The 24402-nt window shown below is 54.9% G+C and carries 22 protein-coding genes; 12 read left to right on the plus strand and 10 right to left on the minus strand.

From position 1 onward, the window contains the following. Nucleotides 1-197: 197 nt before the first annotated feature. Both rho and trxA read right to left on the minus strand, forming a co-directional pair. Nucleotides 198-1457 carry a transcription termination factor Rho gene (gene rho / locus ACSIPU_RS26240; RefSeq protein ID WP_002883293.1) on the minus strand — a complete coding sequence of 420 codons (1260 nt, stop codon included), beginning with the start codon at nt 1455-1457 and terminating at the stop codon, nt 198-200. 329 nt (nt 1458-1786) lie between these two features. Further along, nucleotides 1787-2116, minus strand: a complete 330-nt coding sequence (gene trxA, locus ACSIPU_RS26245) for a thioredoxin TrxA (RefSeq protein WP_004097507.1) — start codon at nt 2114-2116, stop codon at nt 1787-1789. A 343-nt stretch (nt 2117-2459) separates the two neighbouring features. On the opposite strand from trxA, the gene rhlB reads away from it, so the two are divergent. From rhlB to ACSIPU_RS26270, 5 genes are all read left to right on the plus strand, one after another. Continuing rightward, nucleotides 2460-3725: an ATP-dependent RNA helicase RhlB gene (gene rhlB, locus ACSIPU_RS26250; RefSeq protein WP_004107637.1), complete on the plus strand. Its 1266-nt coding sequence runs from the start codon at nt 2460-2462 to the stop codon at nt 3723-3725. A gap of 126 nt (nt 3726-3851) precedes the next feature. After that, nucleotides 3852-5360 (plus strand): guanosine-5'-triphosphate,3'-diphosphate diphosphatase, encoded by a 1509-nt coding sequence (gene gppA, locus ACSIPU_RS26255; protein WP_160887375.1) that lies wholly within the window; start codon nt 3852-3854, stop codon nt 5358-5360. An 18-nt stretch (nt 5361-5378) separates the two neighbouring features. Further along, a complete protein-coding gene (locus tag ACSIPU_RS26260) occupies nt 5379-6299 on the plus strand; it encodes a LysR family transcriptional regulator (protein ID WP_196558224.1) in 921 nt (306 codons plus the stop codon). Nucleotides 6300-6435: 136 nt separating this feature from the next. Beyond that, the gene (locus ACSIPU_RS26265) at nt 6436-7434 is read left to right on the plus strand and encodes an amidohydrolase family protein (protein WP_004107630.1); all 999 of its coding nucleotides are present in this window, start codon (nt 6436-6438) and stop codon (nt 7432-7434) included. A 61-nt stretch (nt 7435-7495) separates the two neighbouring features. Next, a complete protein-coding gene (locus ACSIPU_RS26270) occupies nt 7496-8218 on the plus strand; it encodes a DUF554 domain-containing protein (protein ID WP_024274878.1) in 723 nt (240 codons plus the stop codon). Nucleotides 8219-8252: 34 nt separating this feature from the next. Here the strand turns inward: ACSIPU_RS26270 and ACSIPU_RS26275 are convergent, their stop codons facing one another. Further along, the gene (locus ACSIPU_RS26275) at nt 8253-9038 is read right to left on the minus strand and encodes a GntR family transcriptional regulator (protein WP_004107628.1); all 786 of its coding nucleotides are present in this window, start codon (nt 9036-9038) and stop codon (nt 8253-8255) included. 220 nt (nt 9039-9258) lie between these two features. Between ACSIPU_RS26275 and ACSIPU_RS26280 the strand changes: the two genes are divergently transcribed. From ACSIPU_RS26280 to ACSIPU_RS26290, 3 genes are read left to right on the plus strand one after another with little or no spacing between them, the layout of a single operon-like run. Beyond that, a complete protein-coding gene (locus ACSIPU_RS26280; RefSeq protein WP_049591422.1) occupies nt 9259-10275 on the plus strand; it encodes an ADP-ribosylglycohydrolase family protein in 1017 nt (338 codons plus the stop codon). A gap of 18 nt (nt 10276-10293) precedes the next feature. After that, a complete protein-coding gene (locus ACSIPU_RS26285; protein ID WP_435322442.1) occupies nt 10294-11709 on the plus strand; it encodes a purine-cytosine permease family protein in 1416 nt (471 codons plus the stop codon). Next, nucleotides 11693-12655 carry a PfkB family carbohydrate kinase gene (locus tag ACSIPU_RS26290; protein WP_196558226.1) on the plus strand — a complete coding sequence of 321 codons (963 nt, stop codon included), beginning with the start codon at nt 11693-11695 and terminating at the stop codon, nt 12653-12655. The genes ACSIPU_RS26285 and ACSIPU_RS26290 overlap by 17 nt, the downstream gene beginning before the upstream one ends. Nucleotides 12656-12658: 3 nt before the next feature. Here ACSIPU_RS26290 and rep read toward each other — a convergent pair whose 3' ends face one another. From rep to ACSIPU_RS26310, 4 genes are all read right to left on the minus strand, one after another. Then, on the minus strand, nt 12659-14677 hold the full coding sequence (gene rep / locus ACSIPU_RS26295) for a DNA helicase Rep (RefSeq protein WP_016808201.1): 2019 nt from the start codon (nt 14675-14677) through the stop codon (nt 12659-12661). Nucleotides 14678-14779: 102 nt separating this feature from the next. Beyond that, complete coding sequence (gene pnuC, locus ACSIPU_RS26300; protein ID WP_017145186.1) at nt 14780-15508, minus strand: nicotinamide riboside transporter PnuC; 729 nt, start codon at nt 15506-15508, stop codon at nt 14780-14782. Beyond that, the gene (locus ACSIPU_RS26305) at nt 15508-16257 is read right to left on the minus strand and encodes a nucleoside phosphorylase (RefSeq protein WP_004107619.1); all 750 of its coding nucleotides are present in this window, start codon (nt 16255-16257) and stop codon (nt 15508-15510) included. Before ACSIPU_RS26305 ends, pnuC begins: the two co-directional genes overlap by 1 nt. Before the next feature lie 25 nt (nt 16258-16282). Then, the gene (locus tag ACSIPU_RS26310; protein WP_004107618.1) at nt 16283-16987 is read right to left on the minus strand and encodes a Crp/Fnr family transcriptional regulator; all 705 of its coding nucleotides are present in this window, start codon (nt 16985-16987) and stop codon (nt 16283-16285) included. Nucleotides 16988-17180: 193 nt separating this feature from the next. Here ACSIPU_RS26310 and ppiC (ACSIPU_RS26315) point away from each other — a divergent pair, with 193 nt between their 5' ends. Further along, complete coding sequence (ppiC, locus tag ACSIPU_RS26315; RefSeq protein WP_016808199.1) at nt 17181-17462, plus strand: peptidylprolyl isomerase PpiC; 282 nt, start codon at nt 17181-17183, stop codon at nt 17460-17462. Between the two features lie 52 nt (nt 17463-17514). Next, nucleotides 17515-17796, plus strand: a complete 282-nt coding sequence (gene ppiC, locus ACSIPU_RS26320) for a peptidylprolyl isomerase PpiC (protein WP_004107616.1) — start codon at nt 17515-17517, stop codon at nt 17794-17796. Between the two features lie 167 nt (nt 17797-17963). On the opposite strand, the gene ilvC is transcribed toward ppiC (ACSIPU_RS26320), so the two are convergent. Continuing rightward, on the minus strand, nt 17964-19439 hold the full coding sequence (ilvC, locus tag ACSIPU_RS26325; RefSeq protein ID WP_003018001.1) for a ketol-acid reductoisomerase: 1476 nt from the start codon (nt 19437-19439) through the stop codon (nt 17964-17966). Nucleotides 19440-19592: 153 nt separating this feature from the next. Between ilvC and ilvY the strand changes: the two genes are divergently transcribed. Both ilvY and ACSIPU_RS26335 read left to right on the plus strand, forming a co-directional pair. Next, nucleotides 19593-20483, plus strand: a complete 891-nt coding sequence (ilvY, locus tag ACSIPU_RS26330; RefSeq protein WP_004107613.1) for an HTH-type transcriptional activator IlvY — start codon at nt 19593-19595, stop codon at nt 20481-20483. A 9-nt stretch (nt 20484-20492) separates the two neighbouring features. Beyond that, nucleotides 20493-20882 (plus strand): hypothetical protein, encoded by a 390-nt coding sequence (locus tag ACSIPU_RS26335; RefSeq protein WP_004107609.1) that lies wholly within the window; start codon nt 20493-20495, stop codon nt 20880-20882. Nucleotides 20883-20951: 69 nt separating this feature from the next. On the opposite strand, the gene ilvA is transcribed toward ACSIPU_RS26335, so the two are convergent. After that, the gene (ilvA, locus tag ACSIPU_RS26340; protein ID WP_024274874.1) at nt 20952-22496 is read right to left on the minus strand and encodes a threonine ammonia-lyase, biosynthetic; all 1545 of its coding nucleotides are present in this window, start codon (nt 22494-22496) and stop codon (nt 20952-20954) included. A 2-nt stretch (nt 22497-22498) separates the two neighbouring features. Continuing rightward, complete coding sequence (ilvD, locus tag ACSIPU_RS26345; protein WP_023329094.1) at nt 22499-24349, minus strand: dihydroxy-acid dehydratase; 1851 nt, start codon at nt 24347-24349, stop codon at nt 22499-22501. Nucleotides 24350-24402 lie beyond the last annotated feature (53 nt).

Raw genomic sequence — 24402 nt, forward strand, 5'->3', positions numbered from 1 at the left:
ATGCCTCAACTCCAGAAGGGGCAAAGCAGAACATTACAAATTTATTGTAGAAATTTTAGACTGTTAAAGCTGTCTCTGCCTGCCATCCTGCTGCGCACATCATACGTTAACGCCCATTTTGTTTTCCCTTCCTGGATCATACAAACCCGGAAAACAAAACGCCACGCAATAGCGTGGCGTTCTCTGGCTTTTTTAACTTACGAGCGCTTCATCATATCGAAGAAGTCGTCGTTAGTTTTGGTCATCGCCAGTTTATTGATGAGGAATTCCATCGCGTCGATTTCACCCATCGGGTGAATGATTTTACGCAGGATCCACATCTTCTGCAGCTCTTCCTGAGTGGTGAGCAGCTCTTCTTTACGGGTACCGGAACGGTTGTAGTCGATAGCCGGGAAGACGCGTTTCTCAGCGATCTTACGTGAGAGGTGAAGCTCCATGTTACCGGTGCCTTTAAACTCTTCGTAGATAACTTCGTCCATTTTAGAACCGGTATCGATCAGCGCTGTTGCGATGATGGTCAGGCTACCGCCCTCTTCCACGTTACGCGCGGCGCCGAAGAAACGCTTCGGACGATGCAGGGCGTTGGCGTCCACACCACCGGTCAACACTTTACCGGAAGCCGGAACTACGGTGTTGTAGGCGCGCGCCAGACGGGTAATCGAGTCGAGGAGGATGATAACGTCTTTCTTGTGTTCAACCAGACGCTTCGCCTTCTCGATAACCATTTCGGCAACCTGAACGTGGCGAGAGGCCGGTTCGTCAAAGGTAGAAGCAACCACTTCGCCTTTAACCAGACGCTGCATCTCGGTCACTTCTTCCGGACGTTCGTCGATCAGCAGTACCATCAGCACGCAATCAGGATGGTTGTACGCAATGCTCTGCGCAATATTCTGCAGCAGCATGGTTTTACCCGCCTTCGGCGGCGCAACAATCAGACCACGCTGACCGCGGCCGATCGGCGATGCCAGATCCAGCACGCGAGCGGTTAAGTCTTCCGTTGAGCCATTACCGCGTTCCATACGCAGACGTGAATTTGCGTGCAGCGGGGTTAAGTTCTCAAACAGAATCTTGTTACGGGCGTTTTCCGGCTTATCGTAGTTAACTTCGTTAACTTTCAACAACGCAAAGTAACGCTCACCCTCTTTAGGAGGACGAATCTTACCGGAAATGGTGTCACCAGTGCGGAGGTTGAAGCGGCGGATTTGGCTGGGAGATACGTAGATGTCGTCGGGACCGGCGAGGTAGGAGCTGTCTGCTGAACGGAGGAAACCAAATCCATCCTGCAGTATCTCCAGTACGCCATCGCCAAAGATATCTTCGCCACTCTTTGAATGCTGCTTGAGGATGGCAAAAATAATATCCTGCTTACGCATACGGGCCAGGTTTTCCAGCCCCATATTTTCGCCGAGAGTAATCAGCTCAGAAACCGGCGTATTCTTTAATTCGGTAAGATTCATAATGGTGTGGGTTCTTAAACTCGGGGTAATTCTCGAACTTAATGTTGTGAATGGTATGGCAGGAACATCCATGCCTGTTAACGGCCTTCATCTCGTGTCTGTACGTTGCCTGGTCACAGGAAAGAACGCAGAACTGAAACGACTAAACGGAATGAGTGATAAGCCCGGATTATAAGCCTCACGCGCATTTTTGCGGGACGCTTTGGGTAAAACAAGATTCAAACAAAGGTATGTTTAAAACGAAGTCTGAGATTAACTTAGCACGACTCTCGCCGGGCGTCCAGAGATCCGCAAAAAATAGGAGCCTGGACGCCGGAACAGCAAGCCGCTTACGCCAGGTTGGCGTCAAGGAACTCTTTCAGCTGGCCTTTAGACAGCGCGCCGACTTTAGTCGCTGCAACTTCACCATTTTTGAACAGCAGCAGGGTCGGGATGCCGCGAATGCCGTATTTCGGCGCAGTACCCGGGTTCTGATCGATGTTCAGCTTCGCAATGGTCAGTTTGCCCTGATACTCTTCAGCGATCTCATCCAGAATCGGGGCGATCATTTTGCACGGACCACACCACTCTGCCCAGAAATCGACGAGGGTTAGCCCGTCAGCCTTGAGTACGTCCGTGTCAAAACTGTCGTCAGTCAGGTGAATAATTTTATCGCTCATATTTAACTCCACAGGAATAAGCCTGGTGTGTTGGTGTCGCAGTCATCAACGACGTGTCAATGCTACGTTATGCACGCTGTTCTTCAGAATGCCTCTTTTATAACGCTCTGCGTCACAATGTCCATCATGAACTTTGTCCCACAGAAGTTAAAGCAACCAGCGTTCAAACCGGCTTATCGCAGATTTGTCACCCTCGCCTTGCTTAGTAGTCTAAGCTTTCGAAGATTCGTTCAGTTGCCGCAGACGCACCTTGAATAATTTCATACATAGCCAACGAAAGGTTGACGTTATTTCACCGGATACGCTTTCTTAATGCAATAGTTAGCTGATATTCTACCACACTATGAGCAAAACACATTTAACAGAACAGAAGTTTTCCGACTTCGCCCTGCACCCGGCAGTGATTGAAGCCCTTGAAAAGAAAGGGTTTCATAATTGCACACCCATTCAGGCCCTCGCCCTCCCGCTAACGCTGGAAGGTCGCGATGTCGCCGGGCAGGCGCAAACCGGTACCGGTAAAACGATGGCGTTTCTGACGTCAACGTTTCATTATCTTCTCACACACCCGGCTATCGCGGACCGTCAGGTCAATCAGCCGCGGGCGCTAATCATGGCGCCGACGCGTGAACTGGCGGTACAGATCCATGCCGACGCTGAACCACTGGCGCAGGCGACCGGTCTGAAGCTGGGACTCGCGTACGGCGGCGACGGCTACGATAAGCAGCTGAAAGTGCTGGAAAGCGGCGTGGATATTCTGATCGGTACCACCGGTCGCCTTATCGATTACGCTAAACAGAACCATATTAACCTCGGCGCTATTCAGGTTGTCGTGCTCGACGAAGCCGATCGCATGTACGATCTCGGCTTTATTAAAGATATTCGTTGGCTGTTCCGCCGTATGCCGCCCGCGAATCAGCGCCTGAACATGCTTTTCTCCGCCACCCTTTCTTATCGCGTACGTGAACTGGCGTTCGAACAAATGAACAACGCCGAGTACGTTGAAGTTGAGCCAGAGCAGAAAACCGGCCACCGTATTAAAGAAGAACTGTTCTACCCTTCCAATGAAGAAAAAATGCGCCTGCTGCAGACGCTGCTGGAAGAAGAGTGGCCCGATCGCGCGATTATTTTCGCCAATACCAAGCATCGCTGTGAAGATATCTGGGGTCACCTGGCGGCGGACGGCCATCGCGTTGGCCTGTTAACCGGCGACGTCGCGCAGAAAAAACGTCTGCGTATTCTCGACGAATTTACCCGCGGCGATATCGATATTCTGGTCGCAACCGACGTAGCTGCTCGCGGTCTGCATATTCCAGCCGTGACGCACGTCTTTAACTACGATCTGCCGGACGATTGCGAAGACTACGTTCACCGTATTGGCCGTACCGGCCGCGCTGGCGCCAGCGGTCACTCCATCAGCCTGGCCTGTGAAGAGTACGCGCTGAACCTTCCGGCGATTGAAACCTATATTGGTCATTCGATTCCGGTGAGCAAATACAATTCGGACGCGCTCATGACTGACCTGCCTAAGCCGCTGCGCCTCACGCGCCCGCGTCCGGGCAACGGCCCGCGCCGCAACGGTCCGCCACGTAATCGTCGTCGTTCAGGTTAAAGAAATATGCCATACACAAAATCGTTCAAGCAGCATCAAGGCCGCAAGAAAGCGAATCGCAACAAGCTGACGCTGGTCAGCGATTCGGGTACAGAGAACGCAGCCAACACAGAGGCAGTTTGAAAGATGAAGTGTATGAGTTCCACCTCGCTCTATGCCGCTATCGATCTGGGATCTAATAGCTTTCATATGCTGGTTGTACGCGAGGTGGCCGGAAGCATCCAGACCCTGAGTCGCATCAAACGCAAAGTACGTCTGGCCGCAGGCCTGAACAGCGACAACACGCTCTCTGCGGAAGCTATGGAACGCGGCTGGCAATGTTTACGCCTGTTTGCCGAGCGTTTGCAGGATATTCCTCCGGCGCAAACCCGCGTGGTGGCTACCGCGACGCTGCGGCTGGCGGTGAACGCCGGCGAGTTTCTGGAGAAAGCGCGGGACATTCTCGGCTGCCCGGTGCAGGTTATCAGCGGTGAAGAGGAAGCACGCCTGATTTATCAGGGCGTGGCCCATACAACCGGCGGTGCAGATCAGCGTCTGGTTGTGGATATTGGCGGCGCCAGTACCGAACTGGTTACCGGCACCGGTGCGCAAACGACCTCGCTTTTCAGCCTGTCGATGGGCTGTGTGACCTGGCTGGAACGCTACTTTGCCGATCGCAGCCTGACCAAAGAGAACTTTAGCCAGGCCGAAACCGCTGCGCGTGAAGTGCTGCGCCCCGTCGCCGATGTTCTGCGCTACCACGGTTGGAAAGTGTGCGTCGGCGCATCCGGCACCGTGCAGGCGTTACAGGAAATCATGATGGCGCAGGGGATGGATGAACGCATCACCTTAGCCAAGCTACAGCAGCTCAAACAGCGCGCGATTCAGTGCGGACGTCTGGAAGAGCTCGAAATTGAAGGCCTGACGCTTGAACGCGCGCTCGTCTTTCCTAGCGGCCTGGCGATTCTGATTGCCATTTTCAGCGAGCTCAATATTCAGTGCATGACTCTCGCGGGCGGGGCACTGCGCGAAGGCCTCGTTTACGGCATGCTGCATCTGTCGGTCGATCAGGATATTCGCAGCCGTACCTTACGCAATATTCAGCGCCGGTTTTTGGTAGATACCGAGCAGGCACAGCGCGTTGCTCAGTTAGCCGCCCATTTCGCTCATCAGGTAGAAAAGAGCTGGGAAATTGAGCCGTTATGCTTTGATTTGCTGCAAAGCGCCTGCCAGTTGCATGAAATCGGTTTGAGCGTGGAGTACAAACAGGCGCCGCTGCACGCCGCCTGGCTGGTGCGCAACCTGGACCTGCCCGGCTTTACCCCCGCGCAAAAGAAGCTGCTGGCGACGTTGCTGTTAAACCAAACCAACGCCGTCGATCTTTCTTCCATTCATCAACAGAACGCGGTGCCGCCGAGAGTCGCTGAGCATATGTGCCGTCTGCTGCGCCTGGCTATTTTATTTGCCAACCGCCGACGCGACGATCTGCTGCCGATGATGACGCTGGCCGCTGAAGATGAGCGCCTGACGCTGACCCTGCCGCAGGGATGGCTGGAAAACCATCCTCTGGGTCGGGAAATGGTCGAGCAGGAGTGCCAGTGGCAGAGCTACGTTCACTGGCCGCTGCAGATTATCGAGGATAGCGCAGCAATATAGCCCAATCAGGGGAGTATCATGCGAGAAGAACTGGACTTCAAATCGCTGCGTTTTTTTTCCGCCCTCTTCCGTCTGGGCAATGTCTCTCCCGCCGCCGAAGCGCTTAATATCAGCCAGCCGACCGGCAGCTTATTGTTGAAAAAACTTCGCGAGCATTTCGACGATCCCCTGTTTGTGCGAATCGGACAGCGTATGGTGCCCACGCCGCGCGCAGATGATATTGCTCAGACCGTTTTTACTATTCTTCAACTGGTCGATAACCAGCTCCCTGGCAACCCTGAATTTACCCCCCAAACCAGCACACGTAATTTCACTATCGGCATGACTGATATCAGCCAGATGACGTTGTTGCCGCCGTTGCAGGCACAGCTACAGCAGCTTAACGCCGAAGGCATTACTATTTCGGTGCTGAATATCGACGATCAAACATTGGGCGCGCTTGAGTCTGGTAAGTGCGATTTAGCTATAGGCTATCTTAGGCAGCTACCGGATAACATTTACCAGCAGCGCCTGTTTGATCAATCCTACGTATGCCTGACAGCAGAAAACCATCCGCGGATCCGAGCCGCGTTTACCGCCGAGAACTGGCGCCAGGAAAAGCATCTGGCCGTTCACGTCAACGGGACCGGGCATGGAGATATCGATAGATTACTTAACGAGTACGGTATGCCGCGACGCATCGCCCTCACTCTTCCCAGCTTTTTAGGCGCAGGCGAGCTGGTTGCGGGCAGTGAATTAATTGCCGTCGTCCCCGAGCAGCTGGCAAATCATATTATTACTCGCTATCCCTGCTGCAGCTGGCCGCTGCCATTTTCGCTGCCGGAAATTGCTATTCGCCAGGTCTGGCATCAGCGTCTGCACCGCGATCCCGGGCACATCTGGTTGCGGTCGCTGATCGTAAACTTACCCACTACCGGCAGTAGCAAAATTCCCTATTAATTTTCCGGCTCCCGGAGGTCATGCTGTATTAGCTTTTCTGATACCCTGTATTGCATTCTGTGTATTGCTGCCAGTACGTAAAAAATCCTATTCTCCTCGCATCAGGTCATATTAAAACCAAATAGAGGAATAAAGTATGCGTGGTAAAATCGCGTTAGAAGAACACGTTTCAACACCTAAAAACAACAGCCTTTGGGACTCTGCGGGTGAAGCCTCAAGAAACGGTTCTGAATATATGATGGACGTTGAGCGCCGCTTATTAGATCGTAGCTATCAACTGGATGAAATGGCCCAGAGAAATATCGACCATGTTATTCTTTCTCTAACTTCCCCTGGCGCCCAATCTATTTTGGATAAAGCCACAGCCGTATCTTTTGCGCGCGAAACCAACGACTACATCATCGAGAATTATGTTAAACCTAATCCGGATAAATTTAGCGCATTCGCTACTCTGGCATTACAAAACCCCGAAGCTGCGGCCGAAGAACTGGAACGTGCGGTAAAAAAATTGGGCATGAAAGGCGCGCTGATTAACGGTTACACCAACGTCAAGGATAACGAGCACGGTCTGTACCTGGATGATGAATCAATGTTGGTATTCTGGGATAAAGTCAACGAACTGAACGTTCCCGTTTATCTGCATCCGCGTGAGCCCTTAGAAGGCCCGGCGCGCGGCATCTACACCGGTTATGAAAGCCTGATCGGATCCGCCTGGGGCTTTGCCCAGGAAACCGCGGTTCATGCGATTCGCCTGATGATGAGCGGGTTGTTCGATCGCTATCCCAATCTGAATCTGGTGTTGGGTCACTTAGGCGAAGGCCTGGTTCATATGCTGCCACGCACCCAACACCGTCTCTATCGTCAGCGTTTCGGCTGCGGCCTGGGCAAAGCAGAAAAACCGTTAATGCACTATTTGCAGAATAACTTTATCGTCACCACCAGCGGCCATTTTAATACCTACTCTCTGCAAAATGCGCTAGCTATTATGGGTCCGGATCGCGTGATGTTCTCCGTCGATTATCCGTATGAAGATATTCATCAGGCCTGTGATTGGTTCGATCCTCTGGAAATGGATAGTGAACTGAAGAATAAAATCGCCTGGGGTAATGCCAGCCGCGTATTTAACATTAAATAATTCCATCCTGTATTAATGAAAGGGCCTGACAACAGGCCCTTTCAATTATGGAGAATATATCATGCCGGTAGGAATCTTTGTTTGCAGTGGCTCGCTACTTGTCGGCGCAATTTTTGGCGCATCACTCAATCGATTTATTCCCGAACATTTAAAAAAGACCTTACCTTTAATCGCCGGGTTAATTTCTATTAGCATGGGCGTGTTTTTTCTCAATAAGCTGATGAATCTCCCGCCCATTGCCCTGGCTGTCATCATCGGCACCATTATCGGTAGCCTGCTGCATATCGAAAAAGTTATCGAAAATGCTGGTATAAAGCTTCGGGGCCCCGTTGAGAAAGTATTTCCCGGCAAAGGCAGTGCCGATATTGATCCCCAGGATTTCACTAATCAGTTTATCGCCGTACTGATCCTGTTTTGCGCCAGCGGAACCGGTATTTTTGGCGCATTAACCGAAGGTATGACAGGAGATGCGACCATACTGCTCACCAAATCCATTCTCGACTTTTTCACCGCAGCTATTTTTGCCTCCGCGCTGGGGTACATCATCGCCGTTATCTTTGTGCCCCAGCTTATTGTATTCGCGATCCTCTTCTTCGCCGCCAGCGTTATTATGGCGTTAATCACCCCTACAATGATCGCGGATTTTACTGCCTGCGGCGGCATCATCATGCTGGCAACGGGCTTTCGACTCTGCGGGATTCGCGCTTTTCCGACGGCGAACATGCTGCCATCGCTACTGCTGGTGATGCCCTTCTCCGCCGCCTGGCAACAGTTGATCGCCTGAACGCTATGCTACCAGCATCGCCCGGATGCTGGTGTTACGCGTCTTTTTTGTGAGCGCTGCCCGGTTTGCCGCCAGACGCAGACTGGAGTTTCACCCGGAAATCAAAGTTAAAGTAATTGCTCAGGCAAAATGCAGTACCGTACTCAAGCACCTCTCCCTGAGCATTACGACTTTTCAGCGTAATTTTCATCAATGGCACGCCTTGCGGCAGGTCGAGCAAATTCAGTTCTTCGCCGGAAGGGATATGTACCGTGAGTGAGTAGTCCTGGAGATCGGGAAAAATATTATTTTCAGCCCAGTGCGCGTACAGCGACCCTTCAAGCAGATCCGGACGGGGTAAAAAACGCTCGGGAATAAACATGGTTTCGATGGAGACCGGAAGCGCATCGACTAAACGCACGCGTTTTATTTTCGCCACCCGATCGCCGACGGCGATCTCCAGTTCACGAGCCAAAAAATCATCCGCCGCCAGTTTTTCCCTCACCAGCCATCGGTTAGATACCGTCCCCGAATTTTGCAGCTGGGCAGAAAATCCCCCGCTGGCAAGGTTATAGCTTACCGGCAAATTGACCTCGGTACCCTTTCCGTGACGCTTAATCACCAGCCCGGCTTCCAGCAGGGCATCCAGCGCCTTCACCACCGTCACGCGCGAGAGCTCAAGCGTCTGCGACATTTTACGTTCGGAGGGCAAAATACTGCCGTGCGTCAGCAGCCGCTCCGTCATTGCCGCTTCAATGGCTTGTTTAAGTTGAATATAAAGCGGCGCGGGGGCCTCTGCATTCAGACGCCCTTTTATATACTCAAGCAACGGTTGCGACATCGTTTCGTGGCCTTCCGGAATTTAGTAGCAGTGGATTTATCCTAGTGGATCCATACTGGAATTAGTAGCCCCATCATAACGTCTCCCCGCCCTTTTGAGCGCCGCATTTTTCTTGCAGAATGCGCCTGCGATCACAGCATGACCATAAAGGACTTTAACTGGACTTAATCTGGATCTATTTTTAGGATAACTTTTATTCACTTGTTTCCGGGAGTCGACGATGTCTGATATTCGCCCTACTAATACCGCCGAAAGCCGCATCCTTGGCTGTCTTTACGGGCAAGCCATCGGTGATGCGATGGGCATGCCTTCCGAACTGTGGCCTAAACGCCGCATTATCAACCACTTTGGTTGGATTGAACGCTTCCTTCCTGGACCGAAAGAGAATATTGCGGCCTGCGAATTTCGCGCCGCAGAGTTTACCGATGACACCCATCAGTGCATCGCACTAATGGATGCCCTGAATGAAACTAACGGCGTGACCGATCCACTGGCTATTGCCAGGCATATTCTGCTATGGGCCAGACGCTGCCAGGCTTTTGAAAAAAATATTCTCGGCCCAACCTCGAAGGCCTCCCTGCTGGCGCTTGAACAGGGGCAAGCGCTCGATGAGATCGCGGCCAACGGCGTGACCAACGGTGCGGCAATGCGCGTGGCGCCCATGGGCTGTCTGCTACCGACCCGGAATAAGGCATTTTTCGTTGAGCAAGTTCGCCTCTCCTGCCTGCCGACGCACAAATCAGATATCGCCATCGCCGGCGCGGTAGTTATCGCCTGGGCGGTCAGTCGCGCCATTGAAGGAGCCGGATGGCTGTTAATTAAAACGGAGCTGGCATCGCTCGCCAATGAAACCCAGCGCCAGTATGAGTCCACTTTTAGTCCACTTCTCGGTAACCGAATTAATCTCGCGCTGACCACGATCGCCAACGAAACCGACCATCTGACAGGAATTGAACGTATTTATGAGGATATCGGCGCCGGAATGGATATTATCGAGTCTGTCCCCGCGGCGATTGCGCTGGTCGAGCTGGCAAAAACGCAGCCTATGAAATGCGCTATGCTGGCGGCCAATTTAGGCGGCGACACCGACACGATAGGCGCGATGGCAACCGCCATCTGCGGCGCGCTTCATGGCATAGAGGCGTTTCCTGAGGAACATATCCAACAGATTAATCGGGCCAATAGCATAGACTTCGCGCCTTACGCACAGCGGCTTGCAGGATACCGCTTCGCTTAATTGACAGAGGGCATCAATATGGACAGCAAAGCTTCATACGATGGAAATATCCAGACAGCAGATCCCGGAATGGCGGAGTTGGGGATTGATCTGGTCCCCCCGGTCCACCAGACCCAAAAACCGATCCAGCTATTTTTCGTCTGGTGCGCCGCAAACATCGGCATTCTTGGCGTCGTTTACGGCGCCGTCATTGTATCGTTCGGCCTCTCCTTCTGGCAGTCGATTCTTGCCGCCGTGGCGGGCGTCGCCTCCTTTGCACTGGTCGGCGTCACCAGTATCGCCGGAAAAATCGGCCGCACCACGACGCTGACGCTTTCACGCGTCATTTTTGGCAAGCGCGGCAACATTGCACCTACCAGCTTCTGCTGGGTAAACCTGATGGGCTGGGAGTCGGTCAATATCATTACCGGTACGCTCACCCTCGTTGCGCTGTTTGCCGCCATGGGTTTTGAAGAGAGCCTGACCACCACCGCGCTGTCGCTTTTTCTGTTTGGCGGCCTGACCGTGCTGGTTAGCGTGCTCGGCCAAAATGCCGTGCTGATGATGCAAAAGTGGATCACCCGCATCTTTGGCGCCATGACGCTGCTGGTCGTCATTTATCTGCTCTTCACCGCGGACTGGCAGGCCATACTCGCGCTGCCGTCAGGTAGCTGGCTGACGGGCTTTCTACCGGCGGTCTCTATTATTGCCGCGGGCACCGGCATCAGCTGCGCGATCGCCGGCGCCGACTATAGCCGCGATCAGCGCCCTGACTCCGGCGAAAAGGGGATTTTCCTCGCCGTTGTCAGCGGCGCAGCCCTTCCCCTGCTGCTGCTAATGCTGACCGGAATACTGCTCACCGCCCAAATCCCCGATCTGGCCTCCAGCGAAAACCCCATTTCAGCGATCGGTAAACTGCTGCCTTCATGGATGGCAATCCCCTATCTAGCTGCAGCTACCGCCGGGGTTGTGACTATCGCCGTGCTGAGTCTCTATTCCGCCAGCCTTAACCTGCTAAGCATGGGAATTAAACTGCAGCAGCGTTCCGCCGTAGCCATTGATGCCGTGCTGGTTCTGGGGATCGCCCTCTACGTGCTGTTTGTCTCGAAAGATTTTCTCGGGCCGTTCATCGCGTTTCTGATTTTCTGCGGCGTATTTCTTGCCGCCTGGGCCGCCATCTTTATGGTCGATTTTTATCGGATGCGCCGCCGTGTCGGCTATTCTGAAGCTGATTTGTTCAGAGAAAGCGGTGCCAACCGTACCGCGCTGGGCTGCTGGATTGTCGGCGCGCTGGCGGGGTTGATGGTCTCTAAAACCGGGTTTATCGACGGACCTTTCGCGGTCGGCATTTTCGCGGACTCCAGCCTCGGGTTATTCGTCTCTTTTATTCTGAGCCTGGTGCTCTATCTTGTCTTCGGACCAAAAAAGGGGGACAGCCGTGACAATCAGCGCTGACCAGCTATCGCCGCGGCGGCCGATCGTGGTGATCGGCGCCGCTTTTGGCGACATAATTCTCCATCTCGATGCGCTGCCGCAAAGCGGTAGCGATGTCCCCGCGCGCGACGGCGGACGGCAGATTGGCGGCTGCGCGTTTAACGTCGCCCGTGCGCTCTCGCGCCTCGAGTTGTTTCCCGTTAACGCCATACCGGTAGGCAATGGCGACTGGGGGCAGGCCGTTGCGCAAAAAATGGCGCTGGAAAACTTGCCCGTCCTCTTGCGTCACCCCACCCACGATAACGGCTGGTGTCTGGCTCTTGTTGAAGCCGACAAAGAGCGGACGTTTATCACCATTGAGGGCTGCGAACAGCACTGGACTGATGAACTATTAGCGCAAATACCGCTGCCGAATGACGCGATTATTTACGTCTCGGGCTACGAACTGGCCAGCGAAGCGCTGCGCCAGTGGCTCCTTGCCCAGGCAGAAGATAAAACGCTGTTTGTCGATTTTGGCCCACGCCTGGGCGATCTGGATATTCGCTTTATTCAGACGCTGCTGCGCAAACGCCCCGTTCTCACCCTTAATCGCGATGAACTTAGGGTGCTATGCGCGCGTTTATACGATCGGGATGGCGCCACGCTTGACGACGCCACTCGGCTCGCCAGCGACTGGCAGCTACGAGCAATTTGTCGGTTTGATAAGGATGGCGCGTGGGTGGTTGAACCTGACGCGCAACCGCAGCATATTCCGGCCTACCGTGTACAGGTTCACGACACGATTGCCGCAGGAGACAGCCACTGTGCCGGTACTATCGCCGGGCTGGCCTGCGGGATGGATCTGCAGCAGGCAACGCGGCTGGGCAATCAAGTGGCGGCCATTGTTGTCAGCAAACCTGGTTCAGACGGCGCTCCGAATCGCGAAGAGCTACGCCAGTTCCAGCGTCGAGAGGGCAACGGCCGCTAGCCGCTATTTACGCGCTTTCGCCAGCATCGCCCGGATGTTGGCGACGTTCGCTTGCCCTTTATGCATGCGCTCTTCCGGCGAAATAACTTTGCGCTCCTGCTCCCAAATCAGATCATCCTGCGGCAGTTCCAGCAGAAAACGGCTCGGCTCTGGCCGCACCAGTTCGCCGTACTGACGGCGCTCTTTGCACAGGGTAAAAGTCAGCTCTTTCTGCGCGCGGGTGATACCAACGTAGGCAAGGCGACGCTCTTCATCGACGTTGTCTTCATCAATGCTGCTCTGGTGCGGCAGCAGCCCCTCTTCCATACCAACCAGATAGACGTAGGGAAACTCCAGCCCCTTTGACGCGTGAAGCGTCATTAGCTGCACCTGATCCGTCTCCTCATCCGACTCGCCGCGCTCCATCATGTCGCGGAGGGTAAAGCGGGTAACGACCTGGGTAAGCGTCATCGGTTCATCGATCTCGCTGCCTTCGAGCATTTCGGTCATCCACGTGAACAGCGTATTGACGTTTTTCATCCGCATCTCGGCGGCTTTCGGGCTGGGCGAGGTCTCATAAAGCCAGGATTCATAATCCACGCCGCGGATCAGATCGCGGACAGCCGCAATCGGCTCGCGCTCGGAAAGCTGTTGAATCTCACGCAGCCAGTGGGTGAAGCGGGTCAAAGACTCGTAGCCGCGTCCGCTCAGCGTCTGGGTCAAACCCATATCGAAGCTGGCGGTAAACATGCTTTTATTGCGTCCCATCGCCCATTCGCCCAGCTTTTTCAGGGTCGCCGAACCGATCTCGCGCTTTGGCGTATTGACGATACGCATGAAGGCGCTGTCATCATCAGGGTTAGTCAGCACGCGCAGATAGGCCAGTAGGTCTTTAATTTCCGGGCGGGAAAAGAACGACGTGCCGCCGGAAATTTTGTACGGGATGCGGTTCTGCATCAGCATCTTTTCAAAAACCCGCGACTGATGGTTGCCGCGATACAAGATCGCGTAATCCTTATAGGCGGTTTTATTAATAAAGTGATGAGCGATGAGTTCACCGGCAACGCGCTCCGCCTCATGGTCTTCGTTATTGGCGGAGAGCACCTTCAGCTCTACGCCATAGCCCAGTTCGGAAAACAGGCGCTTCTCGAAAACGTGCGGATTATTGGCGATCAGGATGTTCGCCGCCTTCAGGATGCGCCCTGATGAGCGGTAGTTTTGCTCCAGCTTGATCACCTGCAGCGCCGGGAAATCCTGGCTTAGCAGTACCAGGTTCTGCGGCCGCGCGCCGCGCCAGGAGTAGATCGACTGATCGTCATCGCCGACCACGGTAAAGCGCGCCCGCTGTCCCACCAGCAGTTTTACCAGCTCGTACTGGCTGGTATTGGTGTCCTGGTATTCATCCACCAGCAGATAACGGATCTTATTCTGCCAGCGTTCCCGCACCTCTTCGTTACGCTGCAGCAGCAGCGTTGGCAGGAGGATCAGATCGTCGAAATCGAGTACGTTGCAGGCTTTCATGTGTGCATCGTACAGGCCGTAGCAGTGAGCGAAGATCCGATCCCGCTCCCCTTTCGCGCCGGCGGCGGCCTGAGAAGGTGTTTTCAGATCGTTTTTCCAGTTGGAGATCGTGGAGATCAGCTGCTGAAGCACCACTTTATCGTCTTCGATCAGCCCCTCGGTGAGCTCTTTTAACAGCGCGACCTGGTCGGTATCGTCGAACAGCGAGAAGTTTGATTTCATCCCTAACGCGGCGTATTCGCGCTTGATAATGTCCAGCCCCAGCGTGTGGAAGGTGGAAATCATCAGCCCGCGCGCCTCTTTGCGCCCCAGCGTTTGCCCGACGCGCTCTTTCATTTCGCGCGCCGCCTTATTGGTAAAGGTGACTGCCGCAATATGGCGCGCCTGATAGCCGCAGCCGCGGATCAGGTGGGCGATTTTATTGGTAATAACGCGGGTCTTACCGGAACCGGCACCCGCCAGCACCAGGCACGGTCCGGTAACGAATTCGACGGCTTGTTGTTGGCCAGGGTTTAAACGCATGGGAGTCTTTTGCTCAATCTTCGAACGGGGTGGGGATTGTAGCAGAAAGAGGGGCACAGAGAGCAACAGGCTGCCCTTTCAGGCAGCCTGTAAATCGCTAAATCAGGATCCGGCGGCGGCAAGCGGCGCATAGCCATTACGCTGCGCGCTCTTGATCCAGCTGTATGAGCCCATGACCGCGATAGCCGTCAGCAGAACATACTCAAGCGACATTGCGTAAACGCCCTGTACCGCGTAGATAACCACGCTAATCACGTCGATAACGACCCACAGCAGCCAGTTTTCGACAAACTTACGCGTCATCAGTACCATGGCGGCAATTGACAACACCAGCATGGTGGAATCCCAGAACGGGAAGGCGTCGGGCTGGAGGTCGGGCATCGCCACCTGCATGCCGAACGTTTGCAGCAGGGCAATCATGATGCGGGTCAGCATCGCAAACACCGGATCGATAAACAGCGTCATCAGCACGATCGCCACCGCGCAAACGGCGCCCAGCGCCAGCGTTTGCTGACGGGAAAGCCAGCGAACCTTGAGCGTAGCTTCCTGCGCCTCGTTTTGCCGGCTCCATGCGTACCAGCCGTAAATGTTGGCGGCGAAGAAAAATACCTGCAGCAGCAGGCTGGCATAGAGCTGAATCTGGAAGAAAATGGCCGCAAACAGCGTGACGTTAATCAGGCCAAACAGATAATTGATGATTTTTTCCCGGCTTGCGCACCAGATGCACAGCAGGCCGAATACGGTACCGATGGCTTCAATCCACGATAGCGCATAGCCGCCTTCGCCGAGAGGAATATTGACCATCACATTGTTAATGCTAAAAAAGTCCATCATAAACCTCCTTGCTGGCTAGCGGAATAAATGGCGCGCAGCGCCAGAGTAATTTGCCGTTCTTCGCCCTGCTGGCACAGAGCCTCCTGCTGAACATAATCATTGATACTGCTATCCAGGCAACCGTTGTGGGCAACCACTACGTTGAGCAATGAGGCTGTACGTAACCCGCGCAGCGCGCCGATGGTCATCAGGGCGGCGCTTTCCATATCCGCCCCCAGAATGCCAAGCGCCGACCACTGTGCATCCAGCTCCGCCTCGCGATCGGTATAAAAACTGTCATGGCTGCGCACCAGTCCGCACGCGGCGGGGATATTCATTTGCCGCGCCTGCGCCATCAGCTCCCAGGTCAGCTGCGGGTCGGCGCAGGCCGGATAGCCTGCCGGCGCATAGGTTCGGCTGGTGCCGTCATCCATAACCGCGCCGTGGGCGATAATTACGTCGCCGAGCGCAAGATTATCCTGCAGGGCGCCGCAGCTGCCGATACGAATCAGGGTCGTAACGCCGATCTGGCGCAGCTCTTCAATGGCGATCGCAGTGGAGGGGCCGCCGATTCCGGTGGAGAGCACCAAAATTTCCACGCCCTGATACCAGCCGCGTGCGGCGCGAAACTCCCGGTTCTGACCGAGCGGCTCGGGATTATCAAGAAAACTGACGATACGGTCGACCCTCTGGGGGTCGCCCGGCAGCAGCGCGTACCGCGCGCCGGTCATCTCTTTGTTTAACTGGATATGGGGTTGCAGCGACATACTCGCGCCTCCTTCACTCTTGCGGTTATCCGATATCAGCCTCCTGTTTAAGTTTTTCAGGAGCTAACAACACAATGCGTTCACCATCGGTATCAATAATTTGTAGCGCTTTCAGATCATGCAAAATACGGTTAATACTGCGGGTCGTCGCCGCAAATTCCTGGCTGAGATTCTGCTTATCCAGCAAGATTTCATTGGCGCCATCCTGCTGATAACGCAGCCATAGGGCCTGGCACACCCGCTGATGCAACGAATAAAGATTGTCGCTGCTGGCCTTTTTCGACAGCTGGTAATATTGCTGGCTAAAGAAGCGCAGCATCCGCTGGTTAAAATGGTTATCTAACGCCAGCCAGCGGCAGAAATATTCCTGTGACAGGCTGAGAAGCTGCACATGTCCCACCGCCGCCACCGAGCAGATGTACTGACGCGACTCAAATATCTCGAGCTCGCCCACCATATCGCCTTTTCGGTAGCGGGCCTGGCGATAGCGGCGCCCATCTTCAGCCTCGTAGAAAACATCCACCTCACCGGCGATAATCAGCGAAAAGCGCTGACACACCTCCCCCTGTCGACAGATAAAATCGCCGCGCGGGATCTCTTCGAAGCGCCAGCGCTGCATGATCTCGAGGGGACAATATTTTAGTAATTCATAGAGCTGTGGATCGCTCACGATCTCACTCAGCCCCGAAAGCCAGCCAACTGAAAATTCAGGTTTTTTCATTGTATCCATGTTATCTCGCTCCAGGATTATAAGGACAGGACGGCTGTCCCCGACCAGAGGGAATACGCCGGATAAAAGTGTTGCTCATCTCCCGCTTCCGTTTATCAGGCGAGACATCTGTCCCGCGATGGCGAAGAGTATAGGTCCACGGCCAAAGCGGGTGGTAAAGTAACGGGATATCTTTGCGACTGAGAACACCATAATGGCAAAAAGCGCAGCAGCCCTGCACATCCTGGTTAAAGAAGAGAAACTGGCGCACGAGATCCTCGCCAAACTAGAACGTGGCGTCAGCTTCGATCACCTGGCAAAGCGCTATTCGAAATGTCCATCAGGACGCAACGGCGGCGATCTTGGGGAGTTTAATCAAGGCGTTATGGTCGGGCCGTTTGATAAAGCGGTCTTCAGCTGCCCGCTGCTCAAGCCATATGGACCGGTCAAAACCAAGTTCGGCTACCACATCATTAAGGTGCTCTATCGCCGCTAGCCCATGCTACTATTGCGCCCTGATTTATCCCCCATTCACTCAAGGTACGATCATGGCAAAAACGGCAGCAGCACTGCATATCCTGGTTAAAGAAGAGAAGCTGGCACTGGATCTTCTGGAGCAAATTAAAAACGGCGCCGATTTCGGCAAACTGGCGAAGAAGCACTCGATCTGCCCGTCAGGCAAACGCGGCGGCGATTTAGGTGAATTCCGCCAGGGTCAGATGGTGCCGGCGTTTGATAAAGTCGTCTTCTCCTGCCCGGAGCTGGAGCCAACCGGCCCGCTGCACACTCAGTTTGGTTATCACATCATCAAGGTGCTGTACCGCAAATAAAAAAACCGGTGTCTTATTTGCACCGGTTTTTTATCTCACAGCTTTCCCCTAAGGATTTCAGCTTGCAGGAAGGCGGCAAGTGAGTACAGCCCCAGGAGCATAGATAACTATGTGATGGGGTGTACGAACGCAGCCAACGCATCTGCAAGTTGAAAGGCGACGGGGAATTAGCCCGCTACCGCAATACGTTTCATATCGGTCATATAGCCGCGCAGTTTCTTACCAACCTGCTCGATAGCGTGGCTGCGAATAGCTTCGTTCACGTCGCGCAGCTGAGCGTTATCTACCGCGCCTTCGGCAATCGCTTTGCCCAGGTCGCCGGTCTGCAGGGTAGTCATGAACTCTTTCAGCAGCGGTACGCAAGCGTAAGAGAACAGGTAGTTACCGTATTCTGCGGTATCGGAGATAACCACGTTCATTTCGTACAGGCGCTTACGGGCGATGGTGTTGGCGATCAGCGGCAGCTCGTGCAGCGATTCATAGTAAGCGGACTCTTCGATGATGCCGGAATCGACCATGGTTTCGAACGCCAGCTCAACGCCTGCTTTCACCATCGCGATCATCAGAACGCCTTTATCGAAGTACTCCTGCTCGCCGATTTTACCTTCAAACTGCGGCGCGGTTTCGAACGCGGTTTTACCGGTCTCTTCACGCCAGGTCAGCAGTTTTTTATCGTCGTTGGCCCAGTCAGCCATCATACCGGAGGAGAATTCACCGGAGATGATGTCATCCATATGTTTCTGGAACAGCGGCGCCATAATCTCTTTCAGCTGTTCGGACAGCGCGTAAGCACGCAGCTTAGCCGGGTTAGACAGGCGATCCATCATCAGGGTGATACCGCCCTGCTTCAGCGCTTCGGTGATGGTTTCCCAGCCGAACTGAATCAGTTTCTCAGCGTATGCCGGGTCGGTACCTTCTTCCACCAGCTTGTCGAAGCACAGCAGAGAGCCAGCCTGCAGCATACCGCACAGAATGGTCTGCTCGCCCATCAGGTCGGATTTCACTTCCGCCACGAAGGAAGACTCCAGAACGCCCGCACGGTGACCGCCGGTGGCCGCAGCCCAGGCTTTAGCGATGGCCATGCCTTCGCCTTTCGGATCGTTTTCCGGGTGAACCGCGATCAGAGTCGGTACGCCAAAACCACGTTTGTACTCTTCGCGCACTTCGGTACCCGGACACTTCGGCGCTACCATCACAACGGTGATATCCTTACGGATCTGCTCACCCACTTCCACGATGTTGAAACCGTGAGAGTAGCCCAGCGCCGCGCCGTCTTTCATCAGCGGCTGAACGGAACGCACAACGTCAGAGTGCTGCTTGTCCGGCGTCAGGTTAACCACCAGGTCAGCCTGCGGGATCAGCTCTTCGTAGGTACCCACTTTGAAGCCGTTTTCGGTCGCTTTACGCCACGATGCGCGCTTCTCGGCGATCGCTTCTTTACGCAGCGCATAGGAGATATCGAGACCGGAGTCACGCATGTTCAGGCCCTGGTTCAGACCCTGAGCGCCACAGCCGACGATGACCACTTTTTTACCCTGAAGGTAGCTTGCGCCATCGGCGAATTCGTCGCGACCCATAAAGCGACATTTGCCCAACTGCGCCAGCTGCTGGCGCAGGTTCAGTGTATTAAAGTAGTTAGCCATGATGATACCTCGTGATGTTGTGTGTCTTATTTTGTTCGGTTCGCGGTTCAGCGAGAATGTACCCACATTACAACAGGAAATTTATTGCGGAAATTGATATATTCACAACGTCACGTTGCAATTTCTGCAATGTAAAATCGTGGAGTGCCGCCGGTGGATTTACGCGATCTAAAAACCTTCCTGCATCTGGCGGAAAGCCGCCATTTTGGCCGCAGCGCGCGGGCAATGCACGTCAGCCCTTCCACACTGTCCCGGCAAATTCAGCGCCTGGAAGAAGACCTCGGGCAGCCGCTGTTTGTCCGCGATAACCGCACGGTGACGCTTACCGAAGCGGGAGAAGAGCTACGAACGTTTGCCCAGCAGACGCTGCTGCAGTATCAGCAGCTGCGCCACACTATCGATCAGCAAGGGCCGTCGCTGTCGGGCGAGCTACATATCTTCTGCTCGGTAACCGCCGCCTACAGCCACCTGCCTCCCATACTCGATCGCTTTCGCGCCGAGCACCCTTCGGTGGAAATTAAGCTCACCACCGGCGATGCCGCCGATGCGATGGAGAAAGTGGTGACGGGTGAAGCCGATCTGGCAATAGCCGGTAAGCCAGAAACGCTTCCCGGCGCGGTGGCCTTCGCAATGCTGGAAAATCTGGCGGTGGTGCTAATCGCCCCGGCGCTGCCTTGTCCGGTTCGCAACCAGGTCTCGGTGGAGAAGCCTGACTGGGCAACGGTACCCTTTATCATGGCCGACCAGGGCCCCGTGCGCCGCCGCATTGAGCTGTGGTTTCGTCGCCATAAAATCAGTAATCCATCAATTTACGCGACGGTGGGCGGACATGAAGCCATGGTATCCATGGTGGCGCTCGGCTGCGGCGTCGCGCTGCTGCCGGAAGTGGTGCTGGAAAATAGCCCGGAGCCGGTGCGCAATCGCGTAATGATTCTGGAGCGTAGCGACGAAAAAACCCCTTTTGAACTGGGCGTCTGCGCGCCCAAAAAGCGACTGCATGAACCGCTGATTAATGCGTTCTGGGAAATCGTTCAAACAAAATAAGGAGATAACATGCGTTCAGGGACGTTGCTATTAACCATAGCCATGGTGTTATGTTGTACCGTCCAGGCAAAACCGAAGGGCATTACCGTGCTGGATATCAAACATCTGGCGCTTCAGCAATGCCTGGTGGCGAATTACAAAGCCCGAACGCCTGAAGGCGCGCGATCGGCCCCGTCGCAGGATGCGTCATTTATGATTGAGAGATACGCCCTGGATAATGCCGGCGTGTGGAAGGCATTTCAGACGTTCGTCGCCAAAGAGACGAAAGATTTTGATCGGCTAACGATGTCATTACACCCTGACCATGCTCAGACTGCCAATAACGTGCTGGCGCAATGCATGAACTTTTATGAATCGGACAAGCTGGATAAGTATGTACGTGGGACGGTGATGAAGTAACCCATGCTGCCATTTATGTCATTCTGACAGATGACCGGAAGAGGCGGTTTCTTCCGGTCATCATAATAACTACCCCGCCAGGAAGAACCGGAACGCCGGGTTATGGGTTTCATCGTGGCAGTCGTAGCCCAGCTCATGCAGGCGGGTTTCAAAATCAGGCTCGTGATCGCCCAGTTCGAATGCCGCCAGCACGCGGCCATAATCGGTACCGTGACTGCGGTAGTGGAACAGTGAAATATTCCAGTGGGTACCCAGCGTATGCAGGAACTTCAGCAGGGCGCCGGGCGATTCCGGGAACTCGAAGCTGAACAAACGTTCCTGCAACGGCTGCGAAGGTCGCCCGCCGACCATGTAGCGTACGTGTAGCTTGGCCATTTCGTCGTCGGAGAGATCCACCACGCTGTAGCCCCCTTCATGCAGCAGATTGAGGATCTCTTTCCGCTCTTCCAGACCGCGACTCAGGCGCACACCGACAAAAATGCAGGCATTCTTTGCATCGGCGAAGCGGTAGTTAAACTCGGTCACCGACCGGCCACCCAGCAGCTGGCAGAACTTGAGGAAGCTGCCCTTCTCTTCAGGAATGGTGACCGCCAGCAGCGCTTCACGTTGTTCTCCCAGTTCGCAGCGTTCGGAAACGTAGCGCAGACCGTGGAAGTTGACGTTCGCACCGGAAAGCACGTGCGCCAGGCGTTCGCCGCGAATATTATGCTGAGCGATATATTTTTTCATTCCCGCCAGTGCCAGCGCGCCGGAAGGTTCTGCTACCGCACGCACGTCTTCAAACAGGTCTTTCATCGCCGCGCAGATGGCATCGCTATCAACGGTGACGATGTCGTCGAGATACTCCTGACAGAGACGGAAAGTCTCATCACCGATACGTTTAACCGCCACGCCTTCGGCAAATAGCCCCACGCGGGGTAAATCAACCGGATGGCCCGCATCGAGGGCGGCTTTCAGACAGGCAGAATCCTCAGCTTCAACCGCAATGACCTTAATCTGCGGCATGAGCTGTTTGATCAGCACCGCCACGCCCGCCGCGAGACCTCCGCCGCCAACCGGTACGAATACGCGGTCGATATGGGCATCCTGCTGCAGCAGCTCCAGCGCCAGCGTCCCCTGCCCGGCAATCACCATCGGATGGTCGAAAGGCGGTACCCAGGTGAATCCCTGCTGCTGCGCCAGCTCAATAGCTTTGGCTTTGGCTTCATCGAAGTTCGCGCCGTGCAGCAGCACTTCACCACCGAAGCCGCGCACCGCATCGACCTTGATATCCGCGGTGGCGGTTGGCATGACGATTAGCGCCTTCACGCCCAGGCGAGAGGCGGAGAAAGCCACGCCCTGCGCATGATTACCCGCCGAAGCGGTGATCACGCCGTGCGATTTTTGCTCTTCCGTCAGCCCGGCCATCATCGCGTACGCCCCACGCAGCTTAAAGCTGTGCACCGGCTGACGATCTTCACGCTTCACCAGCACAACGTTATCGAGGCGCGACGAGAGCTTTTCCATTTTTTGCAGCGGCGTAATCTGCGCGGCTTCGTATACCGGCGCGCGCAGTACGGCTCTGAGGTATTCCGCCCCCTCAGGGGCGGCGGACAGGGGTTGCGACTCGGCCATCATTAACCCCCAAGTTTCGATTTATCGCGCACCGCGCCTTTGTCGGCGCTGGTTGCCAGGCTGGCGTAGGCGCGAAGGGCAAAGGAAACCTGACGCTCGCGATCTTTCGGCGTCCAGGCTTTATCACCGCGTGCTTCCTGAGCTTCACGGCGCGCCGCGATCTCAGCATCGCTCAGCTGCAGCTGAATACTGCGATTTGGGATATCAATGGCGATCATATCGCCATCTTCAATGATCGCGATATTGCCGCCGCTGGCGGCTTCCGGAGAAACGTGACCGATGGAGAGGCCTGAAGTACCGCCGGAGAAGCGACCGTCGGTTATCAGCGCGCAGGCTTTACCCAGCCCCATGGATTTCAGGAAGGTGGTCGGATAGAGCATTTCCTGCATTCCCGGTCCGCCTTTCGGACCTTCATAGCGAATAACTACCACATCACCCGCAACCACTTTACCACCGAGGATGGCATCCACGGCCGCGTCCTGGCTTTCGTATACCTTAGCCGGGCCGGTGAATTTCAGGATGCTATCGTCTACGCCGGCAGTTTTCACGATGCAGCCATTTTCGGCAAAGTTGCCGTACAGAACGGCCAGACCGCCGTCCTTGCTATAAGCGTGTTCCAGCGAGCGGATACAGCCTTCTGCGCGATCGTCATCCAGGCTGTCCCAGCGGCAATCCTGAGAGAAAGCCTGCGTCGTGCGGATACCCGCAGGCCCGGCGCGGAACATCTTTTTAACCGCTTCATCCTGCGTGACGGTGATATCGTACTGCTCCAGCGTCTGCGGCAGGGTCAAACCGAGCACGTTCTTCACATCGCGGTTCAGCAGTCCGGCACGATCCAGCTCGCCTAAAATACCCAATACGCCGCCCGCGCGGTGCACGTCTTCCATATGATATTTCTGCGTACTTGGCGCCACCTTACACAGCTGCGGTACTTTGCGTGAAAGCTTATCGATATCGCTCATGGTGAAGTCGATTTCCGCCTCCTGCGCTGCCGCCAGCAGATGCAGGACGGTATTGGTGGAACCGCCCATGGCGATATCCAGCGTCATGGCGTTTTCAAACGCCGCTTTGCTGGCGATATTACGCGGCAGCGCAGAAGCGTCGTCCTGCTCGTAGTAACGCTTAGTCAGCTCGACGATACGCGAACCCGCATTGAGGAACAGCTGTTTACGATCGGCGTGAGTCGCCAGCAGCGAGCCGTTACCCGGCTGCGACAGGCCCAGCGCTTCGGTCAGGCAGTTCATGGAGTTGGCGGTGAACATCCCGGAACAGGAACCGCAGGTCGGGCAAGCGGAACGTTCAACCTGATTACTCTGATCGTCAGAGACTTTCGGGTCAGCGCCCTGAATCATCGCATCGACCAGGTCGAGTTTAATGATTTGATCGGACAGTTTGGTTTTCCCGGCTTCCATAGGGCCGCCGGAAACAAAAATTACCGGAATATTCAGGCGCAGAGACGCCATTAACATCCCGGGAGTGATTTTATCGCAGTTGGAGATACAGACCATCGCATCAGCACAGTGGGCGTTAACCATGTACTCCACCGAGTCAGCGATCAGTTCGCGGGATGGCAGTGAATAAAGCATACCCCCGTGCCCCATCGCGATCCCGTCATCCACCGCAATGGTGTTGAATTCTTTAGCGACGCCGCCAGCGGCTTCAATTTGCTCAGCAACCAGCTTGCCGAGATCGCGCAGGTGAACGTGCCCCGGCACGAACTGGGTGAAAGAGTTCACCACGGCGATAATCGGCTTACCGAAATCATCGTCGGTCATTCCAGTGGCGCGCCACAGCGCGCGGGCACCCGCCATATTACGGCCGTGAGTGGTTGTGGCGGAACGGTACTTAGGCATGCTTTAGTTACTCCCAGTGTCTGTTAAATGGGGCGTTGCGTGCCGCCCCATCT

Source organism: Klebsiella sp. HN106, from assembly GCF_051209435.1.
In the GTDB taxonomy this organism is placed as follows: domain Bacteria; phylum Pseudomonadota; class Gammaproteobacteria; order Enterobacterales; family Enterobacteriaceae; genus Klebsiella; species Klebsiella oxytoca.